The following is a 17128-nucleotide window of genomic DNA, read 5'->3' as shown; positions in this document are numbered from 1 at the left end:
ACAGCTCCTCGCCCCGGATCTGTCCAGGGCAAAACGAAGCCCCCGCGACCGGATGGTCGCGGGGGCCGGGATCCCGAAGGGGAAGGGTGAAGGCGAGCAGGAAAGCAGAAGGTAGGACCGTGCGGTCCTACTCTGTGTGCTCCTCCAGCAGCGGCACGAGCTGGCCGAGGGCGTACTCGATGGCGGCGGGGGAGCCCAGGGCGTAGGCGCTGGAGATCTCCTTCGGCATGGGGAAGGAGTGGCCTTCCTCCGTGGCGGACAGACGCTGCCAGGCGCTGTTGGCTTCCACGTCCTCCGGGGTGGTTCCCACGGCGAAAGCCACGACCAGGTCCGAGTCGGCCAGCGACAGGGTCTCGTCGCTGAGCTTCACCGAGAAGCCGGTGTCCCCGGTCTCCTCCTCGGCCAAGGTTTCGTTCTCCTGGAATCCGAGGTCGAGCAGGGTGTCGTAGCGCTCGGAGCCACGGATGTAGGCGCCCCAGCCCTCCGACGACAGGGCCACCGTCGCGGCGGTCTTGTCTGCCCACTCGGGATGGTCGTCGCGGATGCCGGCGACCATGGCCTCGTAGCTGTCGTTGAGTTCGTCGCCCTCGTCCGGTAGACCGAGCGCGGTGGAGATCATGTCGACCTGCTGCGCGCGCGGGGTCAGGTAGGAGTCGGCTCCCTCAGGCACACCCACGGTGGTGGCGATCTCGGAGAGCTTGTCGTAGCGGTCCTGGTCGCCGGAGCTGCGCACGTCGAGGATGAGGTCGGGCTCGAGCGAGGCGATCGTCTCGAACTCGGGCTCCATGGTCCCGATGATCTCGGGGGACTCCTTGTAGGCGCCCTCGAGCCAGGGGCCCACCCCGTCGCCGCCGAAGGCGAGTCAGTCGGATGCGCCGACGGGCTGCACGCCCAGGGCCAGCGCGGTCTCCGCGTCGCCCCAGCCGAGTGCGACCACGCGGGTGGGCTGCTCGTCGACGGTGATGTCACCGAATTTCGTGGACACCGTCTGGGGGAACGTGCCCGCGGTCTCCACGGCGGAGGAGTCGGCGCCGGAGGCGGCGTCCTCCCCGTCGGAGGCGGAGTCGTTGTCGGAGCAGGCGGTGAGGGCGAGGGCGACACTCGCCGCGGCGAGGATGCCGACGCTGCGGCGATGATTGCGGAGTCTGAACGTCATGGAGGTCAGCCTACGCTAGCCATTGAGGTCCTTCGAGGCCAGACGGGCACCCTCGACGAGGGACTCCAGCTTCGCCCAGGCGATCTGCTCGTGCAGGCGCCCGCCCAGACCGCAGTCGGTGGACGCCACCACGCGGTCCGGGCCGACGACCTCGGCGAAGGTCAGGATCCGGTCGGCCACGGTGCGCGGGTGCTCGACCACGTTGGTGGAGTGGCAGACCACGCCCGGGTAGATCAGCGAGCCCGCGGGGAGTTCGTGGTCGGCCCACACACGCCACTCGTGGGCGTGCCGGGGGCTGGCGCCCTCGAAGGACAGGCCGCCGACCTCGGCGCGGAGCACCTCGTCGATGATGTCGGCCAGCGGGATGTCTGTGGTGTGCGGGCCGTGCCAGGAACCCCAGCAGATGTGCAGGCGGGTCTGCTCCTTCGGCAGTCCGGCCAGGGCGCGGTTGATGGCGTCGATGCGCACGCGGATCCAGGCCTGGTAGTCGGCGACGCTGGGCTCCGGGTTGATCTGGTCCCAGGCCTCGGCGAGGTCCGGGGCGTCGATCTGCACGGTCAGTCCGGCGTCGGTGATGGCCTTGTACTCGTGGTGCAGGGCGTCGGCGCAGGCGTTGACCAGGGCGGTCTCGTCGCCGTAGTGCTCGTCGGTGAGGCGGGCGGCGGAGCCCGGCGAGATCGCGGCGATGAAGCCGTCGCGGGACGTCCTGCCCGCGGCGTCCAACGCGTGGGTCAGCAGGCGGGCGTCGGCGTCGACCTGCTCGCCGCCGATGTAGCCGACCTCGCCGGTGAACTTCGGGTTGCCGACCTTGTTGCGGCCGGTGAAGATGCCGGACTCCGGGTCCTCGTAGGCGGCGGAGAAGGCGGCGCGGTCACGGCGGTCCGGGAAGGACGTCAGCCGGATGTTGCCCGGGGTGGAGCGGACCTGCTCGGCGTTGGCCCAGCGATCGGTGTCGGTCATGGTCAGGCCGCTGAAGCGGGAGAAGATGTAGTTCCACCAGGCGCCGTAGTCGACCGCGCCGGAGGTGACGTGGCCGTACTCGCCCTCGTTGATGATGTCGAGGCCGAGGTCGACCTGACGTTGGACGACCTTGTCCACGCCGTCCTGGAGGATGGCGTGGAAGTCGTCCTGGCTGATGTCGCCGGTGCTGCGACGCAGGTTGGCGTCCAGCAGTTCGGGGGTGCGGGGCAGTGAGCCCACGTGGGTGGTGCGGATGGAAGTCATGCACACCATCGTAGTGTTTATGTTCAGCTGCTAATCAGTCGCGTCCAGTCGGCGGCACGCAGCCGCTCCTCGGCGAGCTCCAGGGTCTCGGCGGACTTGCAGAACGTCCAGCGCACCAGCGTGCTGACCTGCTCGTCGGGTTCCTCCACGAAGCTGCTCACCGGGATCGCCGCGACACCCACCGCGGCGGGCAGCGCCCGGCAGAACTCCTCGCCGGTGAGCCCGATACCCAGTGCGGCGATGTCGGTGACCAGGAAGTAGGTGCCGTCGGACGCCAGGACGTCCTGCCCGGTGTCGCGCAGGACGCCTGCGAGGCGTTCGCGGCGCCCGCGCAGCGTCGCCGTCCAGGCGTCGCTCCAGCCCCCGGCGTTGTCGAGCGCCCAGGCGACCGCCGGCTGGAGCGGCGTGACGCCGACGTAGCTCAGGAACTGCTTCGCCGCGGTCACCACCTCCAGCAGGTGCGGCGGGGCGATGGCCCAGCCGGTCTTCCAACCGGTCACGTTGAAGCTCTTCGCCGCGCTGGACAGCGTGACCGTGCGCTCGGCCATGCCGTCGAGGGTGGCGAAGGCGGTGTGCGGACGGTCCAAGGCCAGGCGTTCGTACACCTCGTCGCTGATCACCGCCGTGTCGGTGCCGCGTAACTGCCTGGCGATGAACTCCAGGTCGTCGCGGTCCAGCACCGTGCCGGTGGGGTTGTGCGGGGAGTTGAGGATCAGCGCGGCCGGGCCCTCGGCGATGGCTGCGGCGAAAACTTCTCGGTCCAGGTGCCACCGACGTTGCGGCCCGTCGTCCAGCAGCAGCCGGACGGGGCGGGCGACGGCCTCAGCCAGGTCGATCGCCGCGGAGTAGGCGTCGTACGTCGGCTCCAGGACCACGACCTCTTCCCCGCGGTTCACCAACCCCAGCACCGAGGCGGCGATACCCTCCGTCGCGCCCACGGTGACCAGGACGTCCTGCGCGTCGACGACGTGGCCGAGCCGCCGGGCGCGGTCGGCGGCCACCGCCTCGCGCAGCACCGGCAGGCCACGTCCCGGCCCGTACTGGTTGTTGCCCCCGGTGATCTCCGACGCCGCGCGGCGCAGCATCTCTTCGGGGCCGTCCTCGTCCGGAAAACCCTGGCCGAGGTTCGCTGAACCGGTGCGCACCGCCTCGGCGGTGATCGTGGCGAAGACGGTGGGCCCCACGCCGGCGACGCGGATGGCCGGGGAGCGGGTGCTGTGAGGGGGAAGAGACATGCCGCCATAGTATGGGGTCATGAGCATTCAGCCGATCACCGCCACCGGGGCGGACCCGGACGAGCCCGTCGCCCTGGAACAGACCGACCCCACGACCCTGCCGAAGGGCCACCCGGTCGACGCCCAGGCCGGCAAGGACGGCATCAGCCCGCGCGCGCAGCTCACGCAGCTGCTCAACTACTTCGAGGACAACTACCCGGAGATCTTCCGCTCCCTGACCACCGACGAGGCCGCCACCTCGCCGGGTGGCGTGACCGCCGAGCTCAAGGACCGCACCGAGCGCATGTGGGCGCGCGTGCCCGACCTGATCACGCACTGCAGCCTGCTGGTGCTCGGCGCCGGTCTGGACCATGCGATGCCCACCGCGGCGTTCCTGAAGACCGGCCCGACTGCGGAACCGACGGTGGTGGCGGGGTTGCCGGCCACGGTGCTGCGCCCCAGCGAACCGACCGGCGCGGTGGCCGTCAGCCTGCACGGCGGGCCGGGCTGGTTCGGCGACGCCGAGGCCCACGACCAGCTGTGGCTGCCGTTGTTCGCCGCCCTGGCGGAGCGTTCCGGGGTGACCGTGGTGGACCTGGTGTACCCGCTGCCCGCCTTCGGGCAGGACGCTTCGGCGGCCGCGACGCAGGATGCCGTGGCCGCCGCCTTCCGCGAGGTGCAGGGCTGGGCTCGGCCGGGTCAGCGTACCGGGCTGATCACCTTCGGCTCCGGCCTCGGCCTGGCCACCCAGGTGCTGCAGGACGCGGCGTTCCTGCTGGCGATGTCGCCGCGCATCTCCCCGGAGCTGGTGGATGCCCCGCCGGTGTTGGCTGATGTGCCGACGTTGGTCTCGGTGGCCTCCGAGGACTCCCGGGGGACGCCGGCCGCCGAGGTCCGCGACTTCTTCTCCGCCTGTGCCCCCTCGTCGGAGTTCCGGGCCTACCTGTCGGAGCACATCATCGGCGCGCCGGACGTGTGGCGCCGCCGGGTCAGCGACGACGCGGGGTGGCTCGCGCAGCGGTAGGTGCTGTGGGCGTTGTGTTCAGAAGTGTTACCACTTTCTCGGCCGGCGTTCCGGCAAAACCCCAGGTCGCGGAAAATCTCGCCGCCGAAAAGTGGTAACACTTCCATCCCCTCTGTGACAGGATCGGCGATATGGAAATCCTGCTGATGGCCTTCTCTCTCCTCTTCAACGTCGGGATCCCGATCGTCCTTCTGGTCGCGGCGGTGATCTTCCTGCGCGAGCACTTCTCGAAGAAGAACTGAGCGCAGGCGCTCAGCGTCTTAGGCTCACCGTCCGGCGATCAGCGAGGGCAGCGAGTGCCCGGTCTCGGTGATCGAGGTACGCAGAGCCGTCGCCGCACCGGGGCGGTCCCCGGAGCGCAGGAGGGTGACGATCTCCCGGTTCTGCGCCACGAAGGGTCGGTGGAAATCAGGGTCGGCCCGTTCGGCGAGCAGGAACACCAGCCGCATGCGGGCGAGCAGTCGGTCCATCTCCTGATCCAGCAGCCGGGAGCCCGCGGCCGTAACGACGCTGCGGTGGAACTGCTGGTTCGCCCGTCCGAGCTCAGTGAGGTTGCCGAGCGCCAGGTGTCGTTCGGCGTCGGCGACAACCTGGTCAAGTGCGGCGATGTCGAGCATCTCGCCCCACAGCAGGGCGGCAGGTTCGATAACCGCGCGCTCGCGGTAGAGGTCTCCGATGTCCTCGGCGGTGGGGGAGGCGATGAACACCCCGCGGTTGGGGATGCGGTCGATGATGCCGTCGGCGGCGAGTGTGGCGAAACTCTCGCGCAGCGTATTGCGCGACACCCCGAGCTGCTGGGCGAGGACAACCTCGTTGAGTTTGGCCCCGGGGGCGTACTCGCCGGCGGACACGGCGTGGCGCAGGCGGGTGGAGGCTGACTGGGCGCGCATGGTGGTCCAGTGTAAACGAGGGGGTGCGCCGGTTACCCCGCCGTCTCCACCGTCGCCAGAGTCTCCTTCGCCGTCACGGCCTGCCCGGCCTGCGCGGCGATGCTCAGGACGCCGTCGGCAGGGGAGCTCACGGTGCGTTCCATCTTCATCGCCTCGACGGTGGCCACGGCCTGGCCTTCCTCGACCCGGTCACCGTCGTCGACCTTCCAGGCGACGACGGTGCCGGCGAAGGGGGCCGTCACGGCGGTCCCGGAGCCGGCGGACTCCAGGGCTGCGGACTCCGGGGCTGCGGCGTCGGCAGGAGCACCGCCGGAGGCCACGCCACGTGTCAGCAGGTCGGACGGGATGCCCACGCGGTGCAGGCGTCCGTCGATCTCCACGGAGATCTCGGTGCGCTCGGTGTAGGCGTCCTCGACGAAGCCGTCGCCGAAGGCCCCAACGGCACCCGGGGTGTAGCAGGTGTCCACCCAGTCGGTGTAGACGCCGAAGTGGGCGTCCGGCCCGTCGGCGGTGAACACGGGGTGGCGCACGATGTCCCGGTGGAACGGCAGGACGGTCCGCACGCCCTCGATGCGGAACTCGTCCAGTGCCGCCGTCGCGCGCCGCAGGGCGACCTCGCGGGTCGGCCCCCACACGATGAGTTTGCCGAGCAGGGAGTCGTAGAACCCGGGCACGGTTCCGCCGGCGCGCACTCCGGCGTCGACGCGGATGCCGGGGCCGGTCGGAACCTCGAAGGTGCTCACGGTGCCGGGGCAGGGGACGAACCCGTTGGCGACGTCCTCGGCGTTGAGGCGGAACTCGATGGCGTGACCGTGCACCACTGGATCGGTCCCATCAGCGCCGCTTGAGCCCAGGAAGCTGAGCTCCTCCCCGGCGGCGATGCGGAACTGCTCGGCCACGATGTCCACCCCGCTGGTCATCTCGGTGACGGGGTGCTCGACCTGCACGCGCGTATTGACCTCGAGGAAAGACACCGTGCCGTCGCCTCCGCCGTCCCCACCACCGGCCACGATGAACTCCACCGTGCCCGCACCCACGTAGCCGGCGGCGCGGCAGATCGCGCGGGCACCCTCGGTGATCTCCTCGTGTTGGGCGTCGGTGAGGAAGGGGGCGGGGGCCTCCTCGACGAGTTTCTGGAAGCGACGCTGCGTCGAGCAGTCGCGGGTGCCGAGCACGGCCACGTTGCCGTGCGTGTCGGCGAGCACCTGCGCCTCGACGTGCCGGGGGTGCTCGAGGAACTTCTCCACGAAACACTCGGTGCGTCCGAACGCGGCCTCGGACTCGCGCGCGGCGGACAGGAAGGCGTCCTCGATGGAAGTGACGCCGTCGGATTCCCGGACGAACTTCAGTCCGCGTCCGCCCCCGCCGAAGGCGGCCTTGATCACGATCGGCAGGCCGTGTTCCTCGGCGAAGTCCCGCGCCTGCTCCCAGGACTCCAACGGTTCGGAGGTGCCCGGCGCCAGGGGCGCGCCGACGGATTCGGCGAGTTGGCGGGCGGCGACCTTGTCTCCCAGGGTGTCGATGGTCTCCGGGGTGGGCCCGATCCAGGTCAGCCCGGCCTCGGCGACGGCGCGGGCGAAGTCGGAGTTCTCCGATAGGAAGCCGTAGCCGGGGTGCACGCAGTCCGCCCCGGCCCGCGCGGCGACGTCGAGCAGCGCGGGGATGTTCATGTAAGTCTCCGACCCGTTGGATCCCGGCAGGGCGTGGGCCTCGTCGGCGACGCGGGTGTGCAGCGCGCCGGCGTCCGGTTCGGAGTACACCGCGACGGAGCGGATTCCCAGGTCGCGGGCGGCCCGGGCGATGCGTACGGCGATCTCGCCGCGGTTGGCGATGAGGACGGTTCGGGTGGTCACGGTAGCTCCTGGAAGGTCTGGAGGGTCTGGAAGGTGATCTCGGTGCCGGGGGCGAGTTGGGCGGCCAGGTCGAGGTCCTCGGGGACCACGGTGGCGATGACGGGGTAGCCGCCGGTGACGGCGTGGTCGCGCAGGAAGACCACGGGGTTGCCGTCCGGCGGCACCTGCACGCAGCCGGGCAGCATCCCCTCACTGGGGATCTCGCCGTCCCGGGCGCGCTGTACGGGCTCGCCGGTGAGCCGCAGGCCGATGCGGTTGGACGCGCCGCTGACCTGCCACGTCCTGCCGGTCAGCGCATCGACGCCGTCGGTGAACCAGTCGGCGCGCGGGCCGGCGACCACCCGCAGCACCACGGGTCCATCGGCGGGCGCACGGACTGCCGCGCAGGACGCCCCGACCACGCCGCGGGCCTCGCCCGCGCGGACCGTGTCGCCGTCCTGCAGGGGTGCCGGCCCGAGGCCGGACATGACGTCAGTGGACACCGACCCCAGGACGCTGCGTCCGGCGATGCCGCCGCGCACGCCGACGTAACTGCGTAGCCCGGCGGTCGCCGCGCCGACGCTCAGCCGGCTGCCCGCCGTCAGCAGCAGCGGGACGCCGGACGCCACGGTCCGGGTGCCCACGCTCACCGGGGCCTGCGCGCCGGTGACCGCGACGACGGTGTCGACCAGCGCGGTGAGCGTCAGCCCGCCGACGTTCTCGAGGACCCCGGCACCGCGCCGGTTGCCCACCGCGTCATTGGCGGCGACGGCGGAGGCGCGGTCCGCCGCCCCCGTGGCAGACACCCCCAGGTCGCCGAAGCCGGGACGTCCCAGGTCCTCGACGAGGGTCTGCAACCCGGCGTCGTCGAGGCGCAGCACCGGGCGTGCCGGTGCGTTGGCCGGCGTCCCCGATTCGGTGGGACGCGGCACCTCGGCGAGGTCGCGCACGGCCCGGTAGCGCACCACGTCGCCCGGGGCGAGCAACGCCGGCGGCTCGGCGTCGGCGTCCCAGAACCGTTCGGCGGTGGTGCCGATCAACTGCCAGCCACCCGGCGACGTGCGCGGGTAGACCGCGGAGAAGCCGCCGGCCAGGCCCACCGCCCCGGCCGGGATTGCCGTGCGCGGGCTGTCGCGCCGGGGGACGCTGAGCGCGCCCGAGGCGTCCTGCGGAGCGCAGTAGGTGAAGCCGGGGGCGAAGCCGCCGAAGGCGGCGACCCACGTGGTGGAGGTGTGCCAGTCGACCAGCGCCTGGCCGGACATGCCGAGTGTGTCGGCGAGGTCGGCCAGGTCCTCGCCGTCGTAGACGACGTCCACCGTGACCTCCTTCGGGGTGGACGTCGCGGCCGCCGCCGGACGGAACCCCCGCAGCGCCTCCACCGCGGTGCGGGTGTGCGCCGACGTGCTGAACTGCAGCAACACCGTGCGCGCCGCGGCCACCACGCCGGTCTGCCCGGGCAGCGGCGCGGCACTGAGCGCACCGTGCCACGCCGTCACCGTGTCCAGGTCCGGCAGGTCGACCAGCAGCGCGCGGGTGCCGACAGGATGGACGCCGCTCACAGGAACCCCCTGACCGCCACGCCCTCCGCCTGCAACCGCCCGACCACCGCGCGGGTCAGCTCCACCGCGCCGGGTGAGTCGCCGTGCACGCACACCGACTCCGCGTCCACGGACAGCACCGTGCCGTCCACGGCGGTGACCGCGCCGGACGTGGCGACCTGCAGGACGCGTCGGGCGACCGCGTCCGCGTCGGCGATGACCGCGTCCGCCCGGGAGCGGGGGACCAGCGTGCCGTCCGGCAGGTAGTTGCGGTCGGCGAAGGCCTCCCGGATCACCCGCAGCCCGGCCCGCTCGGCGACGTCGACGGCCACCCCGCCGGGCAGCAGCATCAACGGCAGTTCGCCGAAGGCGCGCACCCCCTCGACGACGCCGCGGGCCTGTGTCTCGTCGTGCACGATGGTGTTGTACAACGCCCCGTGCGGTTTGACGTAGCTGACCCTCGTGCCGTTGGCCCTGGCCAGGGCATCGAGGGCACCGATCTGGTAGAGCGTCTCGTCGGCGAGGCGGGCGGGGTCGATGTCCACCGGGGTGCGTCCGAAGTTGGCGGGGTCGCGGTAGCCGATGTGTGCGCCCACGGTGACGCCACGGTCGGCGGCGGCGCGCACGGTGGCGGCGATGGCATGGGGATCACCCGCGTGGAAACCGGTGGCGATGTTGGCGCTGGAGACCAGGGCGACCATCGCGGGGTCGTCGGCCACGGGGACACCGTCGGTGGTCTCCCCGAGGTCGGCGTTCAGGTCGATGGTGGCGGTGGTGGTCATGGGAGTGCCTTCCCGTCGCTGCGTTCAGGATTGTTGAACAATCGCCAGAATAGCGGAAGATCGGGGTGCATTGCCGGGGAGTCGGGCAACTTTCGCACCCCATTACCGGCTTCATTAAATCTGACCTGGGGTTTTGTAAGTGTAAGTGGCTGATCTGGTGCGAAATGTGCAGGGTGGCTCCTGGCGCGAGCGACGTCGGATAGCCTGGTGCGGAGTCCACGGGGGGTGGGCGGCGATGAGGGAGGGACAACGCCATGGCCTATCGGGGGACGACGCTCGACGAGGAGCTCATCCGGCAATGGCCGAGGCTGGACGAGGGGCGGTGGCTCCGTCGGCCGGACACTAGGGCGAACATCGAGGCGAACATCGAGGCGGGCCGATTGGCGGGCGGCGATATCGGTGACGGTTACGTGCAGGTCGGCGAACTCTGGGTTCCCCGGGCGGCGGTCCGGGACCCGGCGCAGGTGAACTGGGGCGCCTCCGGGCATCCGCGGGGGCTCGCCTATGAGCTGGACGCATTGACCAGGATTCGGATCGCCCTCACCCGACGCCCGGACTGGATCGCGCACAGCTGGAGTGCGGCGCGGGTCTGGGGAATGCCGTACTTCTGCGACGACGCCGACACGTGCGTCCTCTCCCGTGGGCGGAGCAGGCCGGCGACGACCCCGCAGCAGGTTTCGAGGTTTCGCGGGGAAAGGACGCTGGCCACGGTGCCGACGCGGGTTCGGGTGGACTCCGGGATGCCGGGACTTCGGACCACTCCGCCGATCCTCACGGCCATCCATTGCCTGCGCTCGCTGCGCGCCGGGTCGCACGCCTGGCGTGTGCCGGACGGTACGGGGCTCGACGGAAACGAGCTGCGGGCCGTACAGTTTATCGACGCCTTCTGCGCCTTGTCCGGCTGTGATCCGCTCCGGCTCGTCGCCGCCTGCGGGGACCACTACCCCCAACGCCACCTGGCCGAACTCGTGGCGATGGCGGACCGGGGCGCGGAGTCTCCGATGGAGACCGTGATGCGCCTGCAGGTGCAGCGACTGTTCGGGGAGGGCTTCATCTCCCAGCTGGTGATCCGGCAGGACGGGACGGTCGCAGACCCCGTGCACACCACGGATGTTGCCGGTCGTGGTGTGGTTGCCAGGGTGGACCTGGGGTCTCCGACGCTGAAGCTCGCGCTGCAGTACGACGGTTCAGGGCACCTCGAACGGCGCCGACGCGACACGGACTCGCGGGTGAACGCGGCGCTGGCGAACCTCGGCTGGCACGTCCTGCGGCTGACCTACGGGCATCTCCGGGACCTGGACCTGCTGCAACGCACGGTGGCGGAGGGGATTGCGTTGTGCCGTCGCCGGACGTGACTCGGCTGACTGAACCGACTCAGCTGACTCAACTTTCGCACCTGATAAGCCCCTAACACTCGCAAAACCCCAGGTCAGATTTAGTCAAGTAGGTGATGGGGTGCGAAATCTGGACGGGCAGCGGGGCGGCGGCGGGTGTGGGCGGCGACCGGAACCTAGTCCAGCTCGAGGAGCAGGTGCCGGGTCTTCTGCACGTCGGCGAGACGGTCGACCAACGACTCCACCTGCGCCCAGCGCTCTGCCGGGATCGCGTCCTCGGCGGCGGCGATCACCGAGCGGTCTTGCGTCCCCCACGCCACGGGCATCGGGGAGACCTGCTCCCAGTGTTCCTGCTGACCGACCGAGCGCATCCCGGTCACGGCCATGGCGGGCACACGCTCACCCACGCGCCGCTCCACCCCGGGGATCGAGGTCACGGTGCGCAGCGCGAGGGCGGGACGCGAGGACGCAGACTCGGTGGCGGCGGTGTCGACCAGCGACATCAGCACCACGTCGCGTGGGTTGACCTGCGCGATCACGGTCGGGACCAGGGCGTAGGAGTCGTAGTAGCGCTGCGGGGAGCCGAGCTGGCGGGGGAAGACGGGCACCATGATGAAGCAGATCAGCCCCATCACCAGGGCGGCGGCGCCCACGATCACGGCCCAGCCGGCGTCGACGGCCACGAACAGCACCACCGCGGCGACGACGAGGATCGCACCCATCAGCCCGGCGGACCACTGGAACCGGCGGGCGTCACGGAAGAACTCGTTGTGTTTGCGGGCGAAGGACTCGTCGACGGGGAAGTTGAAGCTGACCACGGTGGATAATCCTACAGGCCGGGCTACAGCTCGTCCGAGTCGATGATGCGGTAGCCGTAGCCCTGCTCGGCGAGGAAGCGCTGGCGGTGCGCGGCGTAGTCGGCGTCCAGGGTGTCGCGGGCGACGACGGAGTAGAAGAACGCCGGGCCACCGTCCGGCTTGGGGCGCAGGATGCGTCCCAGGCGCTGGGCCTCCTCTTGGCGCGAGCCGAAGGTGCCGGAGACCTGCACGGCGACGGAGGCGCCCGGCAGGTCGATGGAGAAGTTGGCGACCTTCGACACGATCAGGACGCGCAGTTCGCCGTGGCGGAAGGCGTCGTAGAGCTCCTCGCGGCGGTGGGTGGTGGTGCGCCCGTCGATGACGGGGGCGTCGAGCTTCTCGCCGAGTTCCTCGAGCTGGTCGATGTAGGCGCCGATGACGAGGGTGGGTTCGTCGGGGTGCTGGTCGAGGATGCGGCGCACGATGCCGGTCTTCGTCGGCGAGCACGCGGCCAGGCGGTACTTCTCGTTCTGCTCGGCGGTGGCGTACACCATGCGTTCCTCCTCGCCGAGCTGCACGCGGACCTCGGTGCAGTCCGCCGGGGCGATCCAGCCCTGGGCCTCGATGTCCTTCCAGGGGGCGTCGTAGCGTTTCGGGCCGATGAGGCTGAAGACGTCGTCCTCCCGGCCGTCCTCGCGCACGAGTGTGGCGGTCAGGCCGAGGCGTCGGCGTGACTGCAGGTCGCTGGTCATGCGGAACACCGGGGCGGGCAGCAGGTGGACCTCGTCGTAGATGATCAGCCCCCAGTCGCGGGAGTCGAAGAGCTCCAGGGCGCGGAACTCGCCCTTCGTCTTGCGGGTCACGACCTGGTAGGTGGCGATGGTGACCGGGCGGATCTCCTTGCGCTCGCCGGAGTACTCGCCGATCTCCTCCTCGGTGAGGGTGGTGCGGCGGATGAGCTCGTCCTTCCACTGGCGTCCGGCGACGGTGTTGGTCACCAGGATCAGCGTGGTGGTCTGCGACTTCGCCATCGCCGCGGCACCGACCATGGTCTTGCCGGCGCCGCAGGGCAGCACGACCACGCCGGAGCCGCCGGCCCAGAAGGACTCGGCCGCCATCTCCTGGTAGTCGCGCAGTTCCCAGTTCTCCTGCTCGGTGGACAGGGCGATGGGGTGGGCCTCGCCGTCGACGTAGCCGGCGAGGTCCTCGGCCGGCCAGCCGACCTTCACGAGCTCCTGCTTCAGGCGTCCTCGTTCGGAGGGGTGCACGACCACGGTGTCGGGGTTCTCGGGGTCGATGGGCTCGCCGAGCATGGGGCGGATCTTCTTGTGCCGGCGGATCTCGGCGAGCACGGCGGGGTCGGTGGACTCCAGCACCAGCCCGTGGGCGGGGTGGCTGGACAGGATCAGCCGGCCGTAGCGGTCCATGGTCTCGGCGACGTCGACGAGCAGCGGCTGGGGCACGGGGAAACGCGAGTACGTCTCGAGGACGTGGACGACCTGTTCGGCGTCGTGCCCGGCGGCGCGGGCGTTCCACAGGGCCAGCGGGGTGATCCGGTAGGTGTGGACGTGCTCGGGGGCGCGTTCGAGTTCGGCGAAGGGGGCCAGGGCGGTGCGGGCCTCCTGCGCCTGGGCGTGTCCGGTCTCCAGCAGCACGGTCTTGTCCGACTGGACGATCAGGGGTCCGTCACCGAGTCCCACGGGTGCCTCCTTGAGGGGTTGTTGGGCGGTCGAAAAGCAACCCGACCATTCTACCCGTTCCGGCTCACTCCAGCGGGGTTCCCACCGGGGTTCCAACCCAGGCCACCCGGTGCGGCTGGATCTGCAGCGACTGCCCGCCGGCCTCGGTGACGCCCACGATGGACACCGGGCTCATCGTGACCACGGAGATCCACTCGTGCACCGCGGAGCCGGTGGCGTCGACGTAGCTGATCTCCACCGGGGTGCCGGAGTCGTAGGCGTGGCGCAGGGCGGTCATGATCGCCCGCGGCTCGTGCACGCGCGTGGTCTCCCCGTCGTGGCCGGACGCATCGGCGCTGTTGCCGCTGCCGCCGCCGTCGGCGCCGGCCTGCCGGCTGCGGCGGAAGCCCTCGACGGCGCCGGCGAGCTGGTCGGCGACCTGCCCGCGCGAGCTCACGGGACGTTCGGGGTCGGGCACGGTGGACAGCAGTGGTCCGGCGGTGGCGCGTCCCACGCCGTTGTCGCCGTCGACGCTGATGCGCACCCCCTCGTCCTCCAGCGCCTCGACGACCAGGGAGAGCTGCACGGAACTGGCGGCGACCGTGGGGGAGAGCAGGCGCAGCCCGGTCTCCTCGGCGGCGTCGGTGTCCATGATGGCGGCCATGGACTTCTCGTCGGGGGCGGTGAGCACGCTGGCCGCGGTGCTGCCGACGACGGGGTTCTCCGGACGGTGGGTGCGGAAGGTGTCCTGCACGAGGTACCACATGGACTGCGGCACGTCCGGGGCCATGCCGGCGAGGAAGTCCTCGATACCGGCGGCGGTCTCGCCCTGCTCCACGGCGCGTTGCATGCTCTGGCGGGTCACGCGCCACACACTGGCCATGCCGGTGGACTCCACGTCGGCGAAGGTGCGCAGCCGGGCCTCGGTGTCGCCGTCGAGCAGGCCGGGGGCGAGGATGGTCATGTCGGCCTGGATGATGAGCATGCGGACGGGCTCGGGCAGGATCTTCGCCAGCGCGGCGGCCAGGCGGTCTTCTGCATCCTGGGCACCCTCGGTCCCGTCGGTTTCAGAGTTCGCGACGGCGGCGAGCGCGAGTGCGGCCGACGAGGCCTGCCCCTCGGCGCTGAGCCCCAGGATCACGCCCTCGTCGACGATGCTGGCCACCGCCTCGTCCGAGGTGACTGCGGCGACCGAGGGGCGCAGCCGCCACAGGTCGGCACCGGTCGGCACAACGGCGCTGCCGCCGGCGGCACCGGAGAAGACGCCGCGTAGCGCGGCGGCCTCCGGGGCGTCCAGCGACTCCTGCAGCAGGTGCGAGTCGGCGCCGGACGGATCCTTGGCCAGCCACGGGGCGTGGGTGCTGTGGCGCCAGCCGTCGAGCAGCATCGCCCAGCGCCGCGACAGCGGGGCGGACAGGTAGGACGCACCGCGTTCGGTGAGCGTCCAGAAGTCGCCGCTGCCCACGGCGTCCTGCGGGGCGGGCACCGGCAGGCCGACGGCGATGAGGTCGGCGTGGCGGCACAGCACGAGGGTGTCGCCGACGACCGCGGCGTCCAGCCCGAGGGCCTTGGACAGGCGCGCGATCTCGCGCACGCCGACACCGCCGGCGTTGAGCGGACGCACCGGGGCGCGTCCGACCTCCCCGAGGACGTCGGCGACCAGGCGGACGGTCTCCACCACGCGCGCCACCGCGGTGGCGTCGGTGCGCTGGTCGGGGCGCCCGGACGCGGCGCGGGCACGGAAGTCCCCGCCGGGCGGGGGGACGACGCGTCCGGTGATGGACGCCGCGACGCGCGGGGACAGCCGGGCGGTCTGCGCGTCGACGCGGTCGAGCAGGCCCGCGGAGATCATCCGGGCGAGCGGGCGCTCCGGATCGTCGAGCGTGGCGGAGTGGCCGATGCCGCCGGAGAGCTCCAGGGTGTCGAGCAGGCGACGCTGCCGGGTGGGCAGGGCGTCGAGGACCTCGGGCAGCTCCTCGGTGGGCACCGGGCAGCGGTAGCCGTCGACCAGGACCCACGGCAGGTCCGTCGTCGCGGAGAACAGCGGCGGCAGGTGCGAGGGCACCTTCACCTGGCCCGGGTCGGCGGTACCTTCTGCGTGCGACACCGTGAGGTCGGGGCCGTAGGCCAGGCCCCAGGACGCCAGGACGTGCACCGTGGCGGTCACCGTCGCCGCGTCCGCGCGCGCGTCGGCGGCGGTGCCCGCGGCGTCCCACAGTCCGGTCAGCGTCTCCTCCAGCACGTCGACGCCCACCGGGTCGTGGGCGGCGCCGGCGTCCACCAGGGCGTGCAGGACGGCGAGCCCGGTCGCGTCGAGACGACGCAACGCCGCCACGTCCGACACCGAGCCCAGGGACCCGGGGTAGAAGGCGCGCAGACGCCAGAGGAGGTCGACGAGCTCGTCGTCGGAGTGGCCGGACAGCCACTCGGCGTAGGTGGGGAAGGAGTCAGGCATAACGCCGGTCACTTTACCCGCCGGCGGGGCCGCGGGTGTAGGCGCCGGTGTGGGGGACGGTGCCGGAAAGTCGCCTGACGGGCACGGATGTGGAATGATCGGGGACATGGCTCACGCAAAGAAGAAGCACTACGTTGATCCGGGCTGGCCGCAGAACCTGCCCGAGGGTAAGCACGCGGTCACCGAGCTCGTCGCCGAGGACGCCGGCGCACTGAGCCCCTTCGGGGACGCCGAGTTCCCGGTGCCCGCCGAGAAGCTGTCGTACGTGCACCCGTACACGGTGGTCAACCGCTAGCCGGTTTTCCCCGCGCGCACGAACGTCGCCCAGCCCATACCCGTTCTTCACGGGGTATGGGCTGGGCGACGTTTTCGTCGTGCGGTGTCGTGCGTCGACGAGTGGGACCTTGGGCCCGTCAGATGGTGGGCCCGGTGCGACCGCGGCAGGCCATCCTCGTGTGGAGGGGTGTGCCCGCCGGGCGGCGCGGAGAACTAGAAGAGGTTGCCGGCGAGGGCAGCGTACTGGTCGCCTGCGGCCTTGGCCTGGTCGGCGGCACCCTGTGCCTGGTCGACGGCGGCGGAGTAGTTGTCGTTCAGGGCCTCGCGGTTGTCCTGGTAGAGCGACTGGAGCTCGGTCGGGACCTCGATGCCGTTGGCGGCGAAGGCTGCGGTGATCTGCTCCCAGACGGAGTCGATCGCCAGGACGTCGGTCTGGCTGCTCAGGTCGGCAGCGGCCTCGCCGGTGTTCTCGGCGTAGTCGTCGGTGGAGCCGGTGTTGTCCTGGATGCTCTCCTGGGTGCCGGCACCCGGGGCCTCACGCTGCTCGGCGGCGGAGTTCAGCCCCAGCTGGGAGGAGCAGGACGGCCATGCGCCCCAGCCCTGGCCCTCGAGGACGCGCTCGGCGACCACGATCTGCTCTTCGCGGGAGGCCTGGTCGGCGGAGGCCGCGAACTCGTCGCCGCCGTAGCCGCTCCAGGTGCTCGGGGAGAACTGCAGTCCACCCTGGAAGCCGTTGCCGGTGTTGATGGACCAGTCGCCGCCGGACTCGCACTCTGCGAGGCGGTCCCAGTCGGAGTCGGGGGCGGCGTTGGCGGCCGGGGCGGCTGCGGCACCGAGTGCCAGTGCGGCCATGCCGGCGACGGCGAGGCGCTTGGTGCTGAAGGTGCTCTTACGGATGGTGTGTCGTCCCATGTGGGTTGATTCCTT

At 71.3% G+C, this 17128-nt stretch carries 15 protein-coding genes; 3 read left to right on the top strand and 12 right to left on the bottom strand.

All coding sequences use genetic code 11. The annotated features are described in order from the left end of the window. Positions 1–127: 127 nt before the first annotated feature. Genes ACT3UN_RS11815 through ACT3UN_RS11800 form a run of 4 tightly spaced genes read right to left on the bottom strand, consistent with a single transcriptional unit; the run spans position 128 to position 3615 of the window. The gene (locus tag ACT3UN_RS11815) at positions 128–841 is read right to left on the bottom strand and encodes an ABC transporter substrate-binding protein (RefSeq protein WP_444657174.1); all 714 of its coding nucleotides are present in this window, start codon (positions 839–841) and stop codon (positions 128–130) included. A 21-nt stretch (positions 842–862) separates the two neighbouring features. Further along, the gene (locus ACT3UN_RS11810; protein WP_444657173.1) at positions 863–1156 is read right to left on the bottom strand and encodes a hypothetical protein; all 294 of its coding nucleotides are present in this window, start codon (positions 1154–1156) and stop codon (positions 863–865) included. A gap of 15 nt (positions 1157–1171) precedes the next feature. Then, on the bottom strand, positions 1172–2380 hold the full coding sequence (locus ACT3UN_RS11805; protein ID WP_444657172.1) for a cobalamin-independent methionine synthase II family protein: 1209 nt from the start codon (positions 2378–2380) through the stop codon (positions 1172–1174). 23 nt (positions 2381–2403) lie between these two features. Then, positions 2404–3615, bottom strand: a complete 1212-nt coding sequence (locus ACT3UN_RS11800; RefSeq protein WP_444657171.1) for an aminotransferase class I/II-fold pyridoxal phosphate-dependent enzyme — start codon at positions 3613–3615, stop codon at positions 2404–2406. Between the two features lie 19 nt (positions 3616–3634). Here ACT3UN_RS11800 and ACT3UN_RS11795 point away from each other — a divergent pair, with 19 nt between their 5' ends. Beyond that, positions 3635–4618, top strand: coding sequence for a hypothetical protein (locus ACT3UN_RS11795; RefSeq protein ID WP_444657170.1), 984 nt, complete (start codon positions 3635–3637; stop codon positions 4616–4618). Between the two features lie 266 nt (positions 4619–4884). Here the strand turns inward: ACT3UN_RS11795 and ACT3UN_RS11790 are convergent, their stop codons facing one another. Genes ACT3UN_RS11790 through ACT3UN_RS11775 form a run of 4 tightly spaced genes read right to left on the bottom strand, consistent with a single transcriptional unit; the run spans position 4885 to position 9660 of the window. Beyond that, positions 4885–5508, bottom strand: coding sequence for a GntR family transcriptional regulator (locus ACT3UN_RS11790; RefSeq protein WP_444657169.1), 624 nt, complete (start codon positions 5506–5508; stop codon positions 4885–4887). Between the two features lie 32 nt (positions 5509–5540). After that, positions 5541–7361, bottom strand: coding sequence for an acetyl/propionyl/methylcrotonyl-CoA carboxylase subunit alpha (locus ACT3UN_RS11785; RefSeq protein ID WP_444657168.1), 1821 nt, complete (start codon positions 7359–7361; stop codon positions 5541–5543). Then, positions 7358–8899 (bottom strand): carboxyltransferase domain-containing protein, encoded by a 1542-nt coding sequence (locus ACT3UN_RS11780; RefSeq protein ID WP_444657167.1) that lies wholly within the window; start codon positions 8897–8899, stop codon positions 7358–7360. Before ACT3UN_RS11780 ends, ACT3UN_RS11785 begins: the two co-directional genes overlap by 4 nt. Continuing rightward, positions 8896–9660 carry a LamB/YcsF family protein gene (locus tag ACT3UN_RS11775; protein ID WP_444657166.1) on the bottom strand — a complete coding sequence of 255 codons (765 nt, stop codon included), beginning with the start codon at positions 9658–9660 and terminating at the stop codon, positions 8896–8898. Before ACT3UN_RS11775 ends, ACT3UN_RS11780 begins: the two co-directional genes overlap by 4 nt. 254 nt (positions 9661–9914) lie before the next feature. On the opposite strand from ACT3UN_RS11775, the gene ACT3UN_RS11770 reads away from it, so the two are divergent. After that, entirely contained in the window at positions 9915–11015 is a 1101-nt protein-coding gene (locus tag ACT3UN_RS11770; protein WP_444657165.1) for a hypothetical protein, read from the top strand. 155 nt (positions 11016–11170) lie between these two features. Here the strand turns inward: ACT3UN_RS11770 and ACT3UN_RS11765 are convergent, their stop codons facing one another. The 3 genes from ACT3UN_RS11765 to ACT3UN_RS11755 all read right to left on the bottom strand — a co-directional run bounded on the left by ACT3UN_RS11765 (position 11171) and on the right by ACT3UN_RS11755 (position 15925). Continuing rightward, positions 11171–11812, bottom strand: coding sequence for a DUF3239 domain-containing protein (locus tag ACT3UN_RS11765; RefSeq protein ID WP_444657164.1), 642 nt, complete (start codon positions 11810–11812; stop codon positions 11171–11173). Positions 11813–11835: 23 nt separating this feature from the next. Next, positions 11836–13491 (bottom strand): DNA repair helicase XPB, encoded by a 1656-nt coding sequence (locus ACT3UN_RS11760; protein ID WP_444657163.1) that lies wholly within the window; start codon positions 13489–13491, stop codon positions 11836–11838. Between the two features lie 64 nt (positions 13492–13555). After that, positions 13556–15925, bottom strand: coding sequence for a helicase-associated domain-containing protein (locus ACT3UN_RS11755; protein WP_444657162.1), 2370 nt, complete (start codon positions 15923–15925; stop codon positions 13556–13558). A gap of 106 nt (positions 15926–16031) precedes the next feature. Here ACT3UN_RS11755 and ACT3UN_RS11750 point away from each other — a divergent pair, with 106 nt between their 5' ends. Continuing rightward, positions 16032–16220 carry a hypothetical protein gene (locus ACT3UN_RS11750; RefSeq protein ID WP_301443299.1) on the top strand — a complete coding sequence of 63 codons (189 nt, stop codon included), beginning with the start codon at positions 16032–16034 and terminating at the stop codon, positions 16218–16220. Positions 16221–16414: 194 nt separating this feature from the next. Here ACT3UN_RS11750 and ACT3UN_RS11745 read toward each other — a convergent pair whose 3' ends face one another. Beyond that, positions 16415–17113: a resuscitation-promoting factor Rpf1 domain-containing protein gene (locus ACT3UN_RS11745; RefSeq protein ID WP_444657161.1), complete on the bottom strand. Its 699-nt coding sequence runs from the start codon at positions 17111–17113 to the stop codon at positions 16415–16417. Positions 17114–17128: the final 15 nt, after the last annotated feature.

The organism is Corynebacterium sp. AOP12-C2-36, from assembly GCF_052379185.1.
In the GTDB taxonomy this organism is placed as follows: domain Bacteria; phylum Actinomycetota; class Actinomycetes; order Mycobacteriales; family Mycobacteriaceae; genus Corynebacterium.
The sequence above is the reverse complement of the archived record's forward strand: the minus strand, read 5'-3'. Positions and strand labels throughout refer to the sequence as shown.